This is a genomic window from Stutzerimonas frequens (assembly GCF_024448335.1).
Classification (GTDB): Bacteria; Pseudomonadota; Gammaproteobacteria; order Pseudomonadales; family Pseudomonadaceae; genus Stutzerimonas; species Stutzerimonas frequens.
In genome coordinates this window covers 41531-59996 of record NZ_JAMOHM010000019.1, presented here as the reverse complement: position 1 = coordinate 59996, position 18466 = coordinate 41531, and the positions used below count along the sequence as shown (strand labels likewise).

Sequence of the window (18466 nt, the reverse complement as noted above, 5' to 3'; positions counted from 1 at the left end):
ACCCGGGTTGAATTAGACCCGGGATGCCGCCATCTACAGAGGACTGGAAGCTGATCTTCCGCCAAGGACCATCGATGCGAATCTTCTTTGTGCTGTTTCTGTTGTTTCCGCTGGCCGAGCTGTATGTGCTGATCAAGGTCGGCAGCTCCATCGGCGCGCTGGCCACCATCCTGCTGCTGGTGCTCAGTGGCATCGCCGGTGTCCTGCTGCTGCGTCTGGCCGGTTTCGCCACCGCCTGGCGTGCCCGCGAGCGCCTGGCGCGCGGCGAGCTACCCGAGCGCGAGATGCTGCAGGGTCTGATGATGGCTATCGGCGGCGGGCTGCTATTCCTGCCCGGCTTCATCAGCGACGTGCTGGCGCTGATCGTGCTGTTCCCGCCGACCCGCAACTTCCTCTTCCGTCAGATCAACCGGCGCATGGAGGCGCAGGTGCGCCGCCAGCGCGCCTTTGCCGATGATTTGCAGGCGCGGTCCAACCCGCAGCGGCCGAATGTGATCGAAGGCGAATGGGAGCGGCGCGATCAGGACAAATGATCCGCTCGCTCGAAGACCGGCATGCCAGCAGGCATGCCGGTTTGCATTTATAGCCATGAAAATTTCATCCGCGCCCCTTGAAATGCTCTTGAACGCCCGCATGTAGCGGACACCGCAAGGTCGCTGTCGTGTTCGACAGTCCGTCTTCTGCGGCTCGCGTTGCGGGCCGCAACCGGCACCGCCGGATTTGCCCAACCCGCCGATGAAGGTCATCGGCATGGAACCACTCTACTAGGAGAGATCGACAATGAAGCTTCGTCCTCTGCATGACCGCGTCGTGATTCGTCGCAGCGAAGAAGAAACCAAGACCGCAGGCGGCATCGTCCTGCCGGGCTCCGCTGCCGAAAAGCCGAACCGTGGCGAAGTCGTTGCTGTGGGTACCGGCCGTGTGCTGGACAACGGCGAAGTGCGCGCTCCGGCCGTGAAGGTTGGTGACAAGGTGGTCTTCGGCCCTTACTCCGGCAGCAATACCGTCAAGGTCGACGGCGAAGACCTGCTGGTGATGAGCGAGAACGAAATCCTCGCTGTCATCGAAGCCTGATCACCCGCGAATCTCCATCGATAATTCAAGAATTGAGGATCAATCAACATGGCTGCTAAAGAAGTCAAATTCGGCGATTCCGCACGCAAGAAAATGCTGGTTGGCGTGAACGTCCTGGCTGATGCGGTAAAAGCGACCCTCGGCCCGAAAGGCCGCAACGTGGTGCTGGAGAAGAGCTTCGGTGCTCCGACCATCACCAAGGACGGCGTTTCCGTCGCCAAGGAAATCGAGCTGAAGGATCGCTTCGAGAACATGGGCGCCCAGCTGGTCAAGGACGTTGCGTCCAAGGCCAACGACGAGGCCGGTGACGGCACCACCACCGCCACCGTGCTGGCCCAGGCCATCGTCAACGAAGGCCTGAAGGCCGTCGCTGCCGGCATGAACCCGATGGATCTGAAGCGCGGCATCGACAAGGCGACCATCGCCATCGTCGCCGAGCTGAAGCAGCTGGCCAAGCCGTGCACCGATTCCAAGGCCATCGCCCAGGTCGGCACCATCTCCGCCAACTCCGACTCCTCCATCGGTGACATCATCGCCGAGGCCATGGAGCGCGTTGGCAAGGAAGGCGTGATCACCGTCGAGGAAGGTTCGGGTCTGGAGAACGAGCTGTCCGTCGTCGAAGGCATGCAGTTCGATCGCGGCTACCTGTCGCCTTACTTCATCAACAAGCCGGACACCATGGTCGCCGAGCTGGACAGCCCGCTGCTGCTGCTGGTCGACAAGAAGATCTCCAACATTCGCGAACTGCTGCCGGTGCTGGAAGCCGTTGCCAAGGCCGGTCGCCCGCTGCTGATCGTTGCCGAAGACGTCGAAGGCGAAGCCCTGGCGACTCTGGTGGTCAACAACATGCGTGGCATCGTCAAGGTTGCTGCGGTCAAGGCCCCGGGCTTTGGCGATCGCCGCAAGGCCATGCTGCAGGACATCGCCATCCTGACTGGCGGTACCGTGATTTCCGAAGAAGTCGGCCTGAGCCTGGAGACCGCTACCCTGGAGCACCTGGGTAACGCCAAGCGCGTCGTGCTGAACAAGGAAAACACCACCATCATCGACGGCGCTGGCGCCCAGGCTGATATCGAAGCCCGCGTTGCGCAGATCCGCAAGCAGGTCGAAGACACCACTTCCGACTACGACAAAGAGAAGCTGCAAGAGCGTCTGGCCAAGCTGGCCGGCGGTGTTGCCGTGATCAAGGTCGGTGCCGGTACCGAAGTCGAGATGAAAGAGAAGAAGGCCCGTGTCGAAGACGCCCTGCACGCCACCCGTGCAGCCGTCGAAGAAGGCGTGGTGCCTGGCGGTGGCGTTGCCCTGGTGCGCGCTCTGCAGGCCATCTCCGAGCTGAAGGGCGACAACGAAGACCAGAACGTCGGTATCGCGCTGCTGCGTCGCGCCGTTGAAGCGCCGCTGCGCCAGATCGTCTCCAACGCCGGTGGCGAGCCGAGCGTGGTGGTCGACAAGGTCAAGCAGGGTTCGGGCAACTACGGCTTCAACGCTGCGTCCGACACCTATGGCGACATGATCGAGATGGGTATCCTCGATCCGGCCAAGGTCACCCGTTCCGCGCTGCAGGCTGCTGCCTCCATCGGCGGTCTGATGGTCACCACCGAAGCCATGGTTGCCGAAGTGGTAGAAGACAAGCCGGCCCCGGCTATGCCGGACATGGGCGGCATGGGTGGCATGGGCGGCATGATGTAAGCCGACCGGCCCCTTGGCACCATAAAAAGAACCCCGCCTCGTGCGGGGTTTTTTTTTGCGTGTCGTTCAGTGCATCCTCGACCGTTCGTCAAAAACAACGCAGGAATTAACTAGCTGAGCTACGGTCAGTTAACCACCGCCTAATCAAAGGTTTACGCCATGAAGCTGGAAATCGCTCGAGGATTATTCCTCATCGGCGCGCTCGGAGTGACCACGCTTTGCGTAGCGGCATGGAATGAGCCCGGAGCGACACTGGTACAGAGCAGCGAAAGCCGCAGCTACTGCCCGTTGCCGCCAGACGGCAAATCCCGCTTCGAGGCGGTGCGTCCCGATCAGGATCTGCTCTTGCTTCTCTACGGCCTGTCACAAGGCATGCGCTAACGCCTCTGGCGTCAGGCGATGCCAGGCGCGCTAGCCGGTAGCGGTGCCTTGTCCGGCCTGGCCAGCAGTTCATAGACGGCAGGCAGCACGAACAGCGTGAACAGCGTGCCGACCGACATGCCGGTGGCGATCACCAGGCCGATGTCGAACCGGCTGACCGCACCGGCCCCACTGGCGATGATAAGCGGCACCATGCCGAACACCGTCGCCGCGGTGGTCATCAGCACCGGCCGCAGGCGAATCGCTGCCGCTTCCTCCACCGCTTCACGGCGGCTCAGGCCGCGCTCACGGCGCAGCTGATTGGCGAACTCGACGATCATGATGCCGTGCTTGCTGATCAGGCCGATCAGCGTCACCAGGCCCACCTGGGTATAGATGTTCATGCTCGACAGGCCGAGGAACAGTGGCACCAGCGCCCCGCACACCGAAAGCGGTACGGTGACCAGGATCACCAGCGGATCGCGGAAGCTTTCGAACTGCGCGGCCAGGACCAGGAAGATCACCGCCAATGCCAGCGCGAAGGTCAGGTACAGCGCGTTGCCTTCCTGAATGTACTGGCGCGACGCCCCGGCGTAATCGAAGCTGAAACCCTCGGGCGCTTCTTCACCGGCGATGGTCTGCAGCGTTTCGATCGCTTCGCCCATGCTGACGATGGGGAAGCCCTGGATCATCGCGGCGTTGAGTTGCTGGAACTGCTTGAGCTGAGTCGGGCGGGCGCGGTCGCGTACCTTGATCAAGGTCGACAGCGGCAGCATCTGGCCCTGCTGGTTGCGTACGTAATAGTTGCTCAGCCAGCCGGGATTGTCGCGGTAGGCGCGCTCGACCTGGGCGATGACCTTGTAGCTTCGGCCCTCGATGGTGAAACGGTTGATCTCGCCTTCGCCGAGCAGGGTGCTCAGGGTCAGACCCAGGTCTTCCATGGAAACACCCATCTGCGCGGCTTTCTCGCGGTCGATATCGACCACGATCTCTGGCTTGTCGAAGGCGAGATCCACGTCGAGGAAGGCGAACTTGCCGGACTCCTCGGCGCGTTTGCGGATGCGCTCGGTCACCTGCAACAGCGTCTCGTAGTCGTTGGCGGTGTTGATCACGAACTGGAAGGGCAGGCCTTCGCCGGTGCCGGGCAGCGAAGGCAGGTTGAAACCGAAGATCTGCAGGCCGGGCAGGCGATCGAGCTTGGCCTGGACCTCGGGGAGGATTTCCATCTGCGAGCGCTCGCGCTCGTCCCAGGGCTTGAGCAGGAAGCCGCCGATGCCGCTCTGCACGCCGTCGAAGCCGTTGATCTGGAACCAGGAGTAGTACTCCGGGAAGCTCTGGAAAATCTCCAGGAACTGATCGGTATAAGCGTTCAGGTAGTCCAGGTTGGCGGTCTTCGGTGCGCTGGCCATCATAAACACGATGCCCTGGTCCTCCTCCGGCGCCAGCTCGCTCTCGGTGAACATCAGCAGCACCGGAATCAGCGCCAGCACGAGCACGGCGAACACCAGCACCACCGGGCGGGTGTTCAGGGTGCCGTGCAGGGCGCGCTGATAGCGCTGCTTGAGGCGCTCGAACAGCTCGTCCAGGCGATGGGCGAAGCCGCTGGGGTTCTCTTCGTGGCGCAGCAGCTTCGAACACATCATCGGCGATAGCGTCAGCGCCACCACACCGGAAATCAGCACGGCGCCGGCTAGGGTCAGGGCGAACTCCTGGAACAGCGCACCGGTCAGCCCCTGCAGGAAGCCGATGGGAGCATAGACCGCGGCCAGGGTGATGGTCATCGAGACCACCGGCATGGCGATCTCCCGGGCGCCGTCGAGCGCCGCCTGGAACGGCGATTTGCCCTGCTCGATGTGTCGGTGGATGTTCTCCACCACGACGATGGCATCGTCCACGACCAGGCCGATCGCCAGCACCATGGCCAGCAGTGTCAGCAGGTTGATCGAGTAGCCCATCGCCTGCATGAAGAACAGCACGCCGATCATCGACAGCGGGATGGTTACCACCGGGATCAGCACCGTGCGCAGTGAGCCGAGGAACAGGAAGACCACGACGATGACGATCACCGCGGCCTCGGCCAGGGTCTTAACCACCTCGTCGATGGAGGCCTGGATGAACTCGGTGGCGTCGTAGGCAATGGTCGCCTTCAGGCCCGGCGGCAGCTGCGCCTCGATCTGCGGCATGACCGCGCGCACTTCCTTGATCACGTCCAGCGGGTTGGCGCTGGGCGTGCCCTTGATGCCGATATAGACCGAGGGGATACCGTCGAACGAGCTGATCGAGTTGTAGCTTTCGGCGCCCATCTCCACCCGTGCCACGTCGCCCAGCAGGACGCGGCTGTCGCCCTGGGTCTTGAGCGGGATGGCGGCGAACGCTTCCGGTGTCTTCAGCTCGGTGTCGGCGTTGATGCTGGTGACCACGTACTCGCCCTTCAATTCGCCGGCCGCGGAGAGGAAGTTGTACTTGCGCACCGCCTCGTTCACGTCGCTGGCGGAAACCCCATAGGCCGCGAGCTTTACCGGGTCCAGCCAGAGGCGCATGGCGAACACCTGGTTGCCGAGGATTTCCGCCTCGGCCATGCCCGGCAGCGTCGCCAGCTTGGGCTGGATGACCCGCGACAGGTAGTCGGTGATCTGCGGGTTGCTCAGCTGGTCGCTGTAGAAGCTGATGTACATCAGCGCGGTGGAGTCGGCCGCCTGCTTGTTCAGCACCGGGTCCTCGGCATCTTGCGGCAGCTGGTTCTTCACCGAGTTGGCCTGGCTGAGCAGCTCGGTGTAGAGGCGATCGGTGTCGGCGCCAATACGCGCATAGACCGAGATCACCGAGGCGTTCTGCTGGCTGACCGAGGTCATGTAGTCCACCCCTTCGGCGCTGGCCAGACTCTGCTGCAGCGGCTGGGTGATGTAGCCCTGAATGGTTTCGGCGTTAGCGCCGGGGTAGGCGGTGGTCACCGTGATCAGCGCGCTTTCCATCTGCGGGTACTGGCGAATGGTCAGGCTGTTGAAGGCCTGAATGCCGAGCAGCACGATCAGCAGGCTGATGACGCTCGCCAGTACCGGGCGGCGGATGAAGGGATCGGTGAAGGCCATGGGCAAGTCCCTGGAACTGTTCGATGTGGCGCTACCGCCGGAGCGGCAGGCCGCTTATTCGGACGCCGGCTCGGCGCCGTCGAGCTTGAGCGTGCGGCTCTCGGCGATAGCGACATGGGTGCCGCTGTCGAGCTTGAGCTGGCCGGCGGTGATCACCTGTTCGCCGCCTTCCAGGCCGTCGAGGACCACCACCAGGCCGTCGCGACGCTCGCCTGTGGTGACGAAGCGGCGCTCGACCACCAGGTACGGCTCGTCGCTGCTGACCCCCTCCGGCGGCGTGCCTTCGGTGACCAGCAGTACCGAGTTGCCGTACAGGGTGTAGGTGATGGCGGTTTCCGGCACCACCACTTGCGCGGTTTCGGTCGGTAGCAGCACCTGCAGGTCGGCGAACATGCCGGGCAGCAGGCGGCCGTCGGGGTTGGCCAGTTCAGCGCGCACCTGCACGTTGCGCGTTGTGGTTTCCACCTTCGGGTTCAGCGCGGTGATTTCGCCTTCGAAACGCTCGTTCGGATAGGCCGCCACGCGCAGCTGCACTTTCTGCCCGAGTGCCAGCAGCGGCACATGCTGTTCGGCCAGGAAGAAGTCGACGTACAGCGTGGACAGGTCCTGAAGCGTGGCGATCGGCGTGCCGGCGGCGAGGTAGTCGCCGACATCCACCTGGCGGATGCCGATGGTGCCGGAGAAGGGCGCCAGCACACGCTTCTTCGCCAGGCTGGCGCGCAACTGGGCGACGCTGGCCTCGGCCTTCTGCGACTGTGCGTTGAGGCGGTCGTACTCGCTGCGGGAAATGGCCTGGCGGTCGAGCAGGCTGCGGGCGCGCTGGAACTCCAGGCGGGACAGGTTCAGGTCGGCCTCGGCGCTGGCCACGCTGGCCTGCTCCACTTCACTGTCCAGCAGCACGATGGCCTGGCCCTTGCTGACTTTCTCGCCGGACTGGAACTGCACGTCGCTGATGGTGCCGGCGATCTCGACGCTGAGGTCGATGCCCTGCGATGCCTTGAGCGTACCGATCGCCGGCAGGCGGCTCTGCCAGTCCATGCGTCGGGCTACTTCCGCCTCGACGTTGATCGCTGGCTTGGGCGCCTGGAACTGCTGAATCTGTTGGTAGATCGAGTTGAACTTGAAGGCGGCGAGGATCGCAACGACGACGACCACCGCGCCCAGCATGAACAGCATGCGGCGCAACATTTTCCGATTTCCTTGGAGATGTGGGCCGGCTGTCTACTGCCGTGATCGAGGCAGCCGTTCGAACGGTCCGGTCATCGTCGCGATGGGCGATGCTGGCGATGGCGCAGCTGGACCGGGGAGGGAGGAACTTAGCCCCGAATCGAGGCCAAGTAAAGGGGGAGAACGGCCGGAAAGCCGCGCAGGTGCGGGGCGGGCGACAGACTGTCGGCGCGCCCGCTGATCATCAGCCGGCGAGGCGCTGGGTGACTTCGGTAAGTTGCGCCGACAGCCCATGCAGGTTCTGGCTGGCGGTTTCGGTGCGCTCGACGTTCTGCTGGTTGATGGTGGCGATCGAGGTGATCTCGGTGATGTTGCGTGAAATGTCTTCGGCCACCGCGGTCTGTTCCTCGGCGGCCGTGGCGATCTGGCGGTTCATGTCACGAATCGCCTCGACCGCTTCCGTGATGCGCTGCAGCATCTGACCGGCCTCGGTCACCTGGCCGACGCCCTGTTCGCTGCGCGCCTGACCGCTTTCGATGGCGCGTACCGCATTGCTCGCGCCGGTCTGCACGGTGTCGATGATCTGGTGAATCTCGGCAGTGGACTCGGCGGTGCGCTGGGCCAGGGTGCGCACCTCGTCGGCGACCACGGCAAAGCCGCGGCCGGCGTCACCCGCGCGAGCCGCCTCGATGGCGGCATTGAGCGCGAGCAGGTTGGTCTGGTCGGCGATGCCGCGGATCACTTCCAGCACCTTGCCGATGCGCTCACTATCTCCCTCCAGGCGGCGGATGACGTCTGCCGTGCTGGCGATCTCGTTGCTCATGTCGGTGATGGTGGCGATGGTGCCGCGCATCACTGCTTCGCCCTGCTGGGCGGAATGGTCGGCGGCGTCGGCGGCCTGCGCGGCTTCGGCGGCATGCCGCGAGACTTCCTGGGCGGTCGCGGACATCTCGTGCATCGCCGTGGCGACCTGATCGGTACGCGAGAACTGCTCACGGGCGCCTTCGGCCATCAGCCTGGCGATGGCGTTCAGCTCGCCGCTGGCACTGTCCAGATTCGAGCTGCTCTGCTGCAGGCGGGTGAAAGTATCGGCGAGGAAGTCGCGCAGCACGTTGGCGGCAGCGGCCAGGCGGCCCAGCTCGTCGGCGCGGCTGGCGTCCACCCGCTCGGCGAACTTGCCCTGGCTGAGACGCGCGATGTGCTCGATCAGGTTGCGAATCGGTTCGATGATCCGGCGATTGACCAGCCACAGGCTGAACAGCGCCACCACCACACTGGCGAGGATCATGATGATCGGGCCGAAGGATGCGGTGGTCTGTGCGTCGGCACGGATGGTCTCCGAGCGCTGCGCGGCGGCGTCGCCCAGCTGTTTGACCAGCTCGCTCAGCTGAGCGCTGGTGGCCCGGTCGATACCGGCTACCGCGGCGTCCCCGGCGAGCGGGTCGCTGTCGGCAGCGATGAAGGCATCGAGGCCCTTGCGATAGGCAACGCCGAGTGTGCGGTGCTCGCTGCGCAGACTTTCGATCTGCTTAGCCACTTCAGGCTCGTCGGCGGTCAGTACCAGCAGGTCGCCAAGAATCTTCTGCACCTTGGCTTCCTGGGCCTCGAACTGGCTCCAGTAGCGGTTGCGTGAGTCGGTCTGTTTTCCACGCAGCAATACGTTCTTCCATTCCTGGACCTGAACCTTGAACTCGAGGTTGGCCTCGTCGATCAGTTGCACTTCGGCCAACGGGCCGTCGAGCAGCGTCTGGAAGTGGTCGATGTCGTTGCTGAGCAGGCGAATGCAGGCGAGGGCGATGAGCAGCGTCAGCAGCAGGCTGCCGCCGATCAGCGCGAGGATCTGCGCGCGCAGGGATTTCTGGAGCATGGGCAAGTCTCGTCAGTTGAGAAAACGTCAATGAGCATCCCTGCCCGTTGCCCAGCATCATCGGCCGGGTGACGTTTTTCTTGAGCTAGACGATGCGCAGATGGTTGTCCCAGAGCCCCGCGGGCAGGTCCAACGGTGTGCTGGCGATACGTTCGCCACGGCAGTCGAGCAGGCGGCAGCGGCCTTGGCCGGAGCTGACCACGAAGCCCTCGGTGATTGCCGCGACGCCCGCGCAATCGGGCACATGGGCTGCCTGCCGCAGCTCGGTACTGTCCAGGTCCCAGATGAACACCTTGTTGCCGCGCGGCGCGGTGACGGCCAACAACCGCAGCTCGTCGTGGATGGCGAGGCTGGCGGTGTACTGGTTCATGATCTGCCGCTGTGCCTCGCCCAGCGGAAAGTGCTGGAAGGCCTGCCCGGGCCGCTTGATCGCCAGCAGCGGGATGCGGTCCATGGCATCCCCTTCGTACTGCTGGCCGCTGACCACGGTACCGTCGGCGGCGACGGCGAGGTGACGCACGCTGTTCATGCGCTCCGGCAGCTGTTCCTTGCTGACCAGCGTACCGTCGCGGCGTAGCAGCACCAGGCTCGGCTCCATCGCATCGAGATTCATCATCTCGCGACTGTCGGCTTCGGTGCGGATGCCGCCATTGGCGATGACCAGGGTTTCGTTGTCCGGCATCCACAGCAGCTGGTGCGGGCCGATGCCATGGGTCGCGTGCTCGCCGACGCGCACCAGCTGTCGGCCTTCCAGTCGATAGACGCCTAGCACGCCACGGCCGGCATCGGCGGTGTCGTTTTCGGTGGTGTAGAACCACTCGCCGTCCTTGTGAAACACCCCGTGCCCGTAAAAGTGGCGGTCGGCCGGCGAAGCCATGATCTGCAGCAGACGCCCGTCACGCGCATCGATCAGGTAGCTCTCGCGGCTCGGGCGACGGCCGACGAACACCGCCAAGGGCAGGTACGGGTGCGGGTAGACGTCATGGCAGCGCTCGGCGACCGGTGTGGCAAATACCTGGCTGCCATCGAGGCGGTAGCCGACGGCGTAGTGTTGCCCGTCGGCGCCATCACGTGCGGAGAGCAAAACCTTTTGCCCGTCGTGACGCGTCAGTGACCAGCCAGCGATGCCGCTGGCGGCAAGCATGGCGCCGGTCAGGCCAAGCAGGGTGCGGCGCTTCATGATCAGTCCCCGTCGTGCGCGTTGAAGCCGATCTGTACGCCGAGGGCGCGCGCCAGCTCGAGCTGGTGCAGGCGATGCAGTTGGTCGATCCGCTGGTACAGCGAATCGAGCTGCGCCCGACTCTCCTCGTTGGCGAGCATTTTGCCGAACGGCTCGGGCATGGCTTTCAATTGCTGCAGCAGGTCGGCGTAACCGGCGTCGATGCGCTTGGCCAGATCAGCCTGCTCAGCGCCGAGCAGCGCGCGCAGACCGTCCTGGTCGGCACCCAGCCAGAGGCTTTCGGCGCCTTTGACGGTGGCAGCGATATTGCTCAGGGTCGTGTCGCTGCGCCAGCCGTCGGCCTGGTACGGCTGCGGATGGCCCTTGGTCTGGCGACCGAGCGGCGCGCCGAGCTTCTTCTTCAGGCCGTCGAGGGCCGTGACCTGAACCCGCAGCAGTTCGGCAATGGCCTCGTTCGGTTCGGCATAGCGCTCGTTGGGAAAGCTGCGCAGCTGGTCGGCCATGCCGTCCTTATCCTGCCAGCGCTGAAGCACGCCCGCGGCGAGTTTCTGCTGATGTTCGCCGATAGCCGCCAGCAGCGGACAGTACCGGGCCTTGGTGGCCTGGTCGTTCAGATCGATGCTACGGTCGAACAGGATGTATTCGTAGGCACTCAGTCCCTGGACCACTACGCTGGCATTGTCGAGGTCGGCCTGGCTGAGGTCGGGTTTGGCTTCGAGCAGGGCGCCGACCTGACGCGCGACCAGGTTCTTCTTGTCCGGCCAGAACTGGACCTGCCAGGCCAGATTGCCCTCGCCCAGCGGGCCGATCAGCAGGGGTTGCAGGCCCGCCCAGGCTGTCTGGGCGTGCAAGAAGGCTTCGCGCGCCTCCGCCAGCGTCTGGTTGTCGGCACAATAAGCGATGGCGCTCGCCGCGAGCCGACGATCCACTTCCGACCATTGGGTGTAGGCGGGTAGCAGCACGTCATCGGCCAGCGCCTTGCTGGTTTCCACTTGCGGATCGGCCGGGGTGCAGGCGCTCAGCAGGAGCGCGGCGAGCAATCCGCCGCTGGCGATGCGCAAGGAATTCGAACGGATCATGGTGTCCTCTTTGGCGGAGCCGGTTTGCAGGCCTGCAGCGATACGCAAGCCCGGCTGAATGTTAGATCTGGAGACTCAGAGCGACTCCAGGAAGCTCAGCAGCGCGTCACGCTCCTGCTGGTCGAAGCCGAGCACGACCTGGCGTGCTTTCTCCGCCTCGCCACCGTGCCAGAGTATCGCTTCGAGCAGGTTGCGGGCGCGGCCGTCATGCAGGAACTGGCTGTGGTCGCTGACCGTCTGGGTCAGGCCGATGCCCCAGAGCGGCGGGGTGCGCCACTCGCGACCGCTGGCCTCGAACTCGGGGCGATGGTCGGCCAGGCGTTCGCCCATGTCATGTAGCAGCAGGTCGGTATATGGGCGGATCAGCTGGTTGGCCAGCTCCGGTTCCGCCGCGTCGGCAGCGGTGGTGAACTGTGGCACATGGCAGCTTTGGCAGCCGGCCCGGTGGAACAGCGTCTTGCCGGCCAGGACCTGGGGATCGTCGACGTTGCGCCGCGCCGGCACGCCGAGGTTGCGCGTGTAGAACAGCACCTGGGCAAGGATGTTGTCGCTGACTTCCGGCTCGCCACCGTGGGGCATCGCCAGGCAATCGGTCTGGCGCTCCGTGCAGCTGTTTCCGCTGAAGAGGCTGGTGGACAAGCCCATGTCGTTGAAGAAGGCGTCGGCATTCTGCTGATTGAGGCTCGGTTGCCCGGCTTTCCAGCCGAAGCGACCCATCACGGTCTCCCGGGTGGTCTGATCGAAAACCCGATTGGGGCGCCCGGAGATGCCGTCACCGTTGCGGTCGTCCGGGTCGGCATTGGCCAGCAGCGCCTGCTCGGGGATGGCTTCGAGCAGGCCGAGGCCGATCATCTGCGGTGCGATGCGCAGCGACACAAGGGTGTCTGGATGCATCTCGCCGTAAGCCAGCTCGCTCAGCTCGACCTCGGGCTTGCGCAGTTCCACCTCGGTGCCATCGGCGAAGCGTACCCGCTCGGTCGAATAACGCAGGCGAGCCTTGCCTTCGGGGGCGACTCCGGGCACCGCCATGTCTTGCAGCTGACCGCCGTAGCTCGGCTCCGGGGCGATGCCACGTTCGCGGACGACTTCGGCATGCTCGGGACCCGCCGGGATGGACAGGCGCACCAGCATTGAAACCGCGCTGGCTGCGTCTTCCGCGGGCGGATGGCCACGGCCGTCCTTGATATGGCAGTTCTGGCAGGCATTCGTGTTGAACAGCGGGCCGAGTCCGTCGCGCGCGGTGGTGGAGGACGGCGCGATGACCCAGGGATTGCGGAAGAAACTGTTGCCGACACTGAAGTCGAGCCGGCGCATCGGCGCGAGATTCGCAGCGGGCATGGAGAAGGCGTTTTGGTCGAACTTCATCACGGTGGCATTGCCCGCGGACAGGGCTTCGCCGGGCTCGGCCTGTGTGAAACTGGGAGTTTCGTCGTTGTTACAGGCGGCCAGAACCAGAACCAGCAACGGGAGGAGGCCGCGGACCAACGGGCGCATCGGAAATACCTGCACAGCGGTGAATTAAGCCGCGCAATCTTAGCAGGCTAATCGACTTGAAATAAGAGGGATTTGCATTTGCGCGGAAGGACTGTCCGCAGCGCTGAAGGGAGAAGCCTTGGCGCGACAAAGCGTCGCGCCAAGGCTGAGCGATCAGAACTGGTGATCGGCCGTATCGGGGTTGAGGTCGCTGATGCCGAGGGCAGCGGCGGCCTGTTCGATCGATGCGGTCTGCTTGACCAGGGCGGCGATGGCGTTGCGCACCTTTTCCTGGCCTTCGGCATTGTCCGGCGCGATCAGCTGATCGAAGGCTTCGCCATCCTCAGCGCTTTGCACCAGCACCTGCAGTTTGGCTTCGGTGCTCTCCAGGTCGGTCTTCAGCGTGCTGTCCACTTCCGGACTCGCGTCCTGGACGAGGGAGGCGAGGGACGGGCCGGTCAGCGTGGTGCCGTCGATGCGCTTGTACTCGCCCAGATAGACGTTGCGGATACCACGCGCATTGAAGAAATGCGAGTTATGCGTGTTGTCGCTGAAGCAGTCATGCTCGTCCTCAGTGGAGTTCGCCTCCAGTGCGACCTTCATACGCTCGCCCGCCAGCTCGCCGAGCGACAGGCTGCCCATGCCGAACAGCATCTTGCGCAGGCCATTCTCGGCGGACTCCGCCTCGAGGCTGGCGCGGTAGTTCTCGGCGCCCGGCTGCCACTGTTCGACCATTTCCTGTAGATCGCTGACCAGCAGGTCGGTCGCTGCCTTCAGATAGGTCCGACGGCGGTCGCAGTTGCCACCGGTGCAGCCTTCGCCTTCGACGTAGTCGGTATATGGACGCTGGCCGGCGCCTGGGCCGGTACCGTTGAGGTCCTGCCCCCAGAGCAGGAATTCGATGGCGTGGTAACCGGTGGCGACGTTCGCCTCCGAGCCGGCAAGCTCGTTGAGGCTGGCCAGCAGCTCACCGTTGATCACGCTCGTATCGATCTTGTCTTCGCCGATCTGTACTTCCGGATTGGCGATGATGTTCGCCGTCGCGCCCGGGTTGCCCAGGGCATGCTGATAGTCGCCCTTGACGTAGTCGATCAGGCCCTCGTCGAGCGGCCAGGCGTTGAGCTTACCTTCCCAGTCGTCCACCACCGCGTTGCCGAAGCGGAAGACTTCGGTCTGCATGTATGGCACCCGGGCTGCCAGCCAGGCCTCACGGGCGGCCTGCAGCGTTTCTTCGCTGGGATTGGCGAGCAGGCTGTCGACCGCTTCCTGCAGCTTCACGCCGGTGGCATGAGCATCGCTGAACACGGCCAGCGCCAGGTCGGCGTAATGAGCCACGACGGCCTTGGCGGCTTTTTCGTCGAGCGTCTTTGCCTGTTCGGCAGGCACTGACTCGGTTGTCGCCTGCGGGGCCGCCGTCTGGTTCGTGGGCGTCTTATCCTCGCCGCAACCGGCGAGCGAAATAGCCACGGCGAGAAGGCTGGCGGTTGCCCAGGTGGGAGTGCGTAGCATGTGCGGATTCCTTTGCGTGCGGGTGAACGAAGCAGAGTGCTGCTCGGAAGCGCCTAATAATGCGAAAGATTTTCATTTTGTGCAAAGCCAATGCGTGCACGGGCTCTCTATTCCGTTCCGCCCCCGTCGGTAGAATGCTGGCGATTTGCTTATCTATCCCCGGAGACGCGACGATGAGCCTTGGCGTAGTGGCTGTGCTGGTAATCCTGTTCCTTATCGCTGCGTATGCGGTGACTCTCTATAACGGGCTGGTCCGCCTCAAACATGGAGTCGGTAAGGCCTGGGCCAACATCGATGTGCTGCTGCGTCAGCGCCACGAGGAACTGCCCAAGCTGGTGGAGACCTGTCGGCAGTACATGCAGCACGAGCGCAGCACGCTGGAGCAGGTGATCAGAGCTCGCAATGCCGTTTCCAGTGCGCGTGAGCAGGGTGATGTCGGTGCACTGGGGCAGGCCGAGACCGGGCTGCGCGCTGGGCTCGGGCGGCTGTTCGCGCTGGCCGAGAACTATCCGCAGCTCAAGGCCGACGAAAGCTTTCGCCATCTGCAGCAGCGCATCAGTGGACTGGAGAGCGGCATTGCCGATCGGCGCGAGCTGTATAACGAAGCGGTCAATCTGAACAACGTGCGCATCGAACAGTTTCCCGACGTCATCCTTGCACGTCTGTTCGGCTTCAAGGAGGCGGCTCTGCTGCAGTTCAGCGAGGCAGAGAAGGCCGATGTGAATCTGAAGGCGCTGTTTGGCTAAATGGATTTCGCTCAGGTCTTCAGCCTTGTCGCAGCCGGTGCCCTCGCCGTCGGTGGTGCAGGGTTAAGCATTGGGCGGTGGGCACGTGCTCGCCATCTGCTCGACACGCCAACCTCGCGCATCCGCTCGGCTGCCCAGGGTTATGTCGAGCTGGTTGGCATCCTGCGCGAACTGGCGGTGCCGCAGCCGGTGGCGCCGCTGACGGGTGAGCAGTGCCTGTGGTGGCGCTACCGTATCGAGGAGTACCGCTCCAACGGTAAGCGCAGCAGCTGGCGCGTGGTCGAGCGAGGTGTCAGCGATGCCTGGCTGCGTCTGGCCGATGCCACCGGCGAATGCCTGATCGATCCGCGCGGTGCGGAGGTCCATCCGGCCTTTCGCAGGGTCTGGACCGGCGATCTGCGCCACCCGCGCGGCACTGCGCCGAGCGGCTGGCTGAGCCTGTTTGCTGGCAGCAAGCGCTATCGCTATACCGAGGAGCGCCTGCACGAAGGTGAACCGCTGTATGCCATCGGCGACTTTCGCACCAGTGGTGGTGGGCGCCAGGGGCTTGATCTCGACGCGGCCCGGCGAGAGGTTATCCGTCACTGGAAGGGCGATTTTGCCGGTCTGTTGCAGCGTTTCGACAGTAATGCCGACGGCGTGCTCGACGAGCACGAATGGCGCCGGGTGCAACTGGCTGCAACGCTCGAAGCGGAAGACCAGCACCGCCAGCGCAGCGCAGCCCCGGAGCGGCACCAGCTGAGTCTTCCGCAGGAGGCGCTGCCGTTCGTCCTGTCCAGTCATGGCGAGGAGGTCCTTGCTCGACGCTTCTACTGGCAGGCCGCGGGTGGCGTGCTGATGTGTCTGGCCGGCGCTCTATGGCTGGCCTCACAGCTGGGTGTGGACGGCTGGTAAGGCGTACCGCTCCGGCGGCTGCGTCGATGCACTCGGCTCCCACAAGCGCTTGCGGTTGTCCGGGACTTCGCCTCCATGTTCACAAGGCTTGTAGCGGATGCCGGCCTTCCTGGTGAGCGCGCCGCCGTTCGCACAAGCCGTTTCTTCTGCGCTTAGCGCAACTCGGAATTGGCGGCCCGATCGAAGGGTTGTGACTGGCGCAGGAGCAACTCAAGGTCGCGCGCAGGCAATGGCTTGCTGTAGTAGTAGCCCTGACCTTCCTGGCAGCCCTCGGCGATCAGATAGGCCTCCTGCTCCGGGGTTTCGACCCCCTCGGCGATGACTGTCATGCCGAGGCTCTTGCCGAGCTGGATGACCGCTCGAACGATGGTGGCGCCTTCGTCCTGGCCAATGTCCTGGACGAAGCTCTTGTCGATCTTGATCTTGTCCAGCGGCAGGCTCTTGAGGTAACTGAGCGAGGAATACCCGGTGCCGAAGTCATCGATGGCGATGAGCGCCCCGGAGCGCCGCAGGCTGTGCAGGTTGTGTGCCGCGGCTTCGATGTCTTCCATCAGTCCGGTTTCGGTCACCTCCAGCTCGAGGGTTGCGGCTGGCAGCTGATGGGCCTGCAGCAGCTCGCCGATCATCTCCGGCAGCTGCGGGTGACGCAGCTGCACGGTCGAGAGGTTCACCGCCACGCGCAGGCCGGTGTAGCCCAGCGCATGCCAATGGCGCAGCTGGCTGCACGCCTGGTCCAGTACCCATCTGCCGATCTCGATGATGCTGCCGTTCTGCTCGGCGAGAGGAATGAACAGATCCGGCGGAACCAGCTTGCCCTGCGGGTGCTTCCAGCGGATCAGCGCCTCGACGCCGATGATGCGGTTCTGCTGATAGTCCACCTGTGGCTGGTAGACCAGGTGGAACTCATCCCGCTTGAGCGCCTCGCTGAGGTCCTTCTCCAGCTCCCGGCGTGCACGCATCTCGCTGTCGATACTGGCGACATAGAACTGGTAGCGGTTGCGCGAGCGGCTCTTGGCCAGGGTCATGGTCTGCTCCGCCTTCTGCAGGAGCTTCTCGGTGCTGTCGCCGTCTTCGGGGTAAAGAGTGATGCCGATGGTGGCGCGCAGGCTGATCAGATGGCCATTGAGCTCAATCGGATTTTCCAGGTCGTCGAGCAACTCCTGCGCCAGTTCGGCGGCTTCGTAGGGCTGTTCGATGCCGCCGAGCACCAGGACGAACTGGTCGCCGCCCAGTCGCGCCAGTGCCCCGAGCCGGCTGCCCGAATCGCGTAGTCGGTCGGCCAGCGCCTTGAGCAGATGGTCGCCGGCCTGGTAACTGTACTGTTCATTGATGCCTTTGAAGTCGTCGAGGCCCAGGCAGAGCACCGCGATGCGGCGTTGCAGGCGCCTTGCCTCGTCGAGGATGTGGTCGAGCTGCCGCTGCAGCTGCTGGCGGTTGGGCAGGCCGGTCAGCGAATCATATTGGGTCATGCGCTGCAGGCTGCTTTCGGCCTGCTGGCGCAGGTGCATGTTGTGCTCGATGGAGGCGAGCAGGCCATTGGCGGTTTCCACCCAGAGCCCGAACTCATTGGCTTCGTGGCCCTTGATCATCGGCAGCTTGTGCGCGCCGGGGCGGTCCGGGTTGATCTGCGCCAGGTGCTCGATGAGCTTGGTGAGCGGACGAGTCAGCAGCCACTGGTAGATCAGATAGAGAATGAGCCCCAGCGTCAGCGCCCGCAGTATGCCGACGATGAAGATCACCACCGAGTCGCTGATGAATTCCTGGCCGTACTGGGCGGTATCCAGGGTGATGCGCAGGTCGCCGTAATATTCGTTGTAGGGCGGTTTACCGACCAGGGGAATCGAGAATTGCTGATCGCGGCCGAGGATCGGGTCGGTCAGCCAGCGTGTCGGCAGTTTGATCGGTGGGCGGATCTTCAGCGCCAGCATGCCTTCGTCCGGATGACCGATCGAGGCCATGCGGATCGACTCGTGCTGAAACAGGCCCTCCATCACTTGGGCACCCATCTCCCGGTCGAGGCTGTAGATCGCCTGGGTGGACGGGTCGCGGGTCATGCGCAGGATGCGTTGGGCGTCGGCCTCGATCAGGTGGCGGGTCTTGTAGGCGCCGAAGATGATCTGTGCGCAGCTCAGCACAAGCCCCACCGCCAGGGCTGACAGGAGAACGATACGTAGGAGCTTCCGCGACAGGCTATTGCGCAATTCCAGCTTCAAGTGAAGGTCCTTTTCCGCGCCACGTGCTCGGTTGCGCAAGTATTGATAGTCATTGAGCAATCGTCAAAGAGGCAGTTATCACCGGGAAAACCAGTAGCACCGAATGTGCGGGCGATACAACAGGGC

At 64.1% G+C, this 18466-nt stretch carries 14 protein-coding genes; 6 read left to right on the top strand and 8 right to left on the bottom strand.

Features of this window, described 5'->3' with window-relative positions:
* The first annotated feature begins 74 nt into the window (after positions 1-74).
* The 4 genes from NAO55_RS19750 to NAO55_RS19735 all read left to right on the top strand — a co-directional run bounded on the left by NAO55_RS19750 (position 75) and on the right by NAO55_RS19735 (position 3144).
* Entirely contained in the window at positions 75-533 is a 459-nt protein-coding gene (locus tag NAO55_RS19750) for an FxsA family protein (RefSeq protein WP_063540069.1), read from the top strand.
* Between the two features lie 247 nt (positions 534-780).
* Positions 781-1074, top strand: a complete 294-nt coding sequence (locus tag NAO55_RS19745; RefSeq protein ID WP_011914234.1) for a co-chaperone GroES — start codon at positions 781-783, stop codon at positions 1072-1074.
* Between the two features lie 48 nt (positions 1075-1122).
* Entirely contained in the window at positions 1123-2763 is a 1641-nt protein-coding gene (groL, locus tag NAO55_RS19740) for a chaperonin GroEL (RefSeq protein ID WP_102839768.1), read from the top strand.
* A gap of 159 nt (positions 2764-2922) precedes the next feature.
* A complete protein-coding gene (locus NAO55_RS19735; RefSeq protein WP_102839769.1) occupies positions 2923-3144 on the top strand; it encodes a hypothetical protein in 222 nt (73 codons plus the stop codon).
* A gap of 11 nt (positions 3145-3155) precedes the next feature.
* On the opposite strand, the gene NAO55_RS19730 is transcribed toward NAO55_RS19735, so the two are convergent.
* The 7 genes from NAO55_RS19730 to NAO55_RS19700 form a co-directional block, all read right to left on the bottom strand.
* Positions 3156-6212, bottom strand: coding sequence for a multidrug efflux RND transporter permease subunit (locus tag NAO55_RS19730; RefSeq protein WP_102839770.1), 3057 nt, complete (start codon positions 6210-6212; stop codon positions 3156-3158).
* A gap of 54 nt (positions 6213-6266) precedes the next feature.
* Complete coding sequence (locus NAO55_RS19725; RefSeq protein ID WP_102839771.1) at positions 6267-7400, bottom strand: efflux RND transporter periplasmic adaptor subunit; 1134 nt, start codon at positions 7398-7400, stop codon at positions 6267-6269.
* 223 nt (positions 7401-7623) lie between these two features.
* Positions 7624-9246, bottom strand: coding sequence for a methyl-accepting chemotaxis protein (locus NAO55_RS19720; protein ID WP_102839772.1), 1623 nt, complete (start codon positions 9244-9246; stop codon positions 7624-7626).
* A gap of 85 nt (positions 9247-9331) precedes the next feature.
* Positions 9332-10426, bottom strand: a complete 1095-nt coding sequence (locus tag NAO55_RS19715; RefSeq protein WP_102839773.1) for a DUF1513 domain-containing protein — start codon at positions 10424-10426, stop codon at positions 9332-9334.
* Between the two features lie 2 nt (positions 10427-10428).
* The gene (locus tag NAO55_RS19710) at positions 10429-11505 is read right to left on the bottom strand and encodes an imelysin family protein (protein WP_102839774.1); all 1077 of its coding nucleotides are present in this window, start codon (positions 11503-11505) and stop codon (positions 10429-10431) included.
* A gap of 75 nt (positions 11506-11580) precedes the next feature.
* The gene (locus tag NAO55_RS19705) at positions 11581-12999 is read right to left on the bottom strand and encodes a di-heme oxidoreductase family protein (protein ID WP_102839775.1); all 1419 of its coding nucleotides are present in this window, start codon (positions 12997-12999) and stop codon (positions 11581-11583) included.
* 153 nt (positions 13000-13152) lie between these two features.
* Positions 13153-14487, bottom strand: a complete 1335-nt coding sequence (locus NAO55_RS19700; protein ID WP_102839776.1) for an imelysin family protein — start codon at positions 14485-14487, stop codon at positions 13153-13155.
* Between the two features lie 173 nt (positions 14488-14660).
* On the opposite strand from NAO55_RS19700, the gene NAO55_RS19695 reads away from it, so the two are divergent.
* Positions 14661-15233, top strand: coding sequence for a LemA family protein (locus tag NAO55_RS19695; RefSeq protein ID WP_102839777.1), 573 nt, complete (start codon positions 14661-14663; stop codon positions 15231-15233).
* Positions 15234-16127: a GIDE domain-containing protein gene (locus NAO55_RS19690; RefSeq protein WP_102839778.1), complete on the top strand. Its 894-nt coding sequence runs from the start codon at positions 15234-15236 to the stop codon at positions 16125-16127. It begins immediately after the preceding gene.
* Positions 16128-16279: 152 nt separating this feature from the next.
* Here the strand turns inward: NAO55_RS19690 and NAO55_RS19685 are convergent, their stop codons facing one another.
* The gene (locus NAO55_RS19685) at positions 16280-18340 is read right to left on the bottom strand and encodes a putative bifunctional diguanylate cyclase/phosphodiesterase (protein WP_102839779.1); all 2061 of its coding nucleotides are present in this window, start codon (positions 18338-18340) and stop codon (positions 16280-16282) included.
* Between the last annotated feature and the right edge of the window lie 126 nt (positions 18341-18466).

Bases quoted from the DNA above. Each gene is read 5' to 3' on its own strand.
- NAO55_RS19710 (WP_102839774.1), bottom strand. From the start codon at position 11,505: ATGATCCGTTCGAATTCCTTGCGCATCGCCAGCGGCGGATTGCTCGCC.
- NAO55_RS19690 (WP_102839778.1), top strand. From the start codon at position 15,234: ATGGATTTCGCTCAGGTCTTCAGCCTTGTCGCAGCCGGTGCCCTCGCC.
- NAO55_RS19725 (WP_102839771.1), bottom strand. From the start codon at position 7,400: ATGTTGCGCCGCATGCTGTTCATGCTGGGCGCGGTGGTCGTCGTCGTT.
- NAO55_RS19750 (WP_063540069.1), top strand. From the start codon at position 75: ATGCGAATCTTCTTTGTGCTGTTTCTGTTGTTTCCGCTGGCCGAGCTG.
- NAO55_RS19705 (WP_102839775.1), bottom strand. From the start codon at position 12,999: ATGCGCCCGTTGGTCCGCGGCCTCCTCCCGTTGCTGGTTCTGGTTCTG.
- NAO55_RS19735 (WP_102839769.1), top strand. From the start codon at position 2,923: ATGAAGCTGGAAATCGCTCGAGGATTATTCCTCATCGGCGCGCTCGGA.
- NAO55_RS19720 (WP_102839772.1), bottom strand. From the start codon at position 9,246: ATGCTCCAGAAATCCCTGCGCGCGCAGATCCTCGCGCTGATCGGCGGC.
- NAO55_RS19730 (WP_102839770.1), bottom strand. From the start codon at position 6,212: ATGGCCTTCACCGATCCCTTCATCCGCCGCCCGGTACTGGCGAGCGTC.
- NAO55_RS19715 (WP_102839773.1), bottom strand. From the start codon at position 10,426: ATGAAGCGCCGCACCCTGCTTGGCCTGACCGGCGCCATGCTTGCCGCC.
- NAO55_RS19695 (WP_102839777.1), top strand. From the start codon at position 14,661: ATGAGCCTTGGCGTAGTGGCTGTGCTGGTAATCCTGTTCCTTATCGCT.
- groL (WP_102839768.1), top strand. From the start codon at position 1,123: ATGGCTGCTAAAGAAGTCAAATTCGGCGATTCCGCACGCAAGAAAATG.
- NAO55_RS19745 (WP_011914234.1), top strand. From the start codon at position 781: ATGAAGCTTCGTCCTCTGCATGACCGCGTCGTGATTCGTCGCAGCGAA.
- NAO55_RS19700 (WP_102839776.1), bottom strand. From the start codon at position 14,487: ATGCTACGCACTCCCACCTGGGCAACCGCCAGCCTTCTCGCCGTGGCT.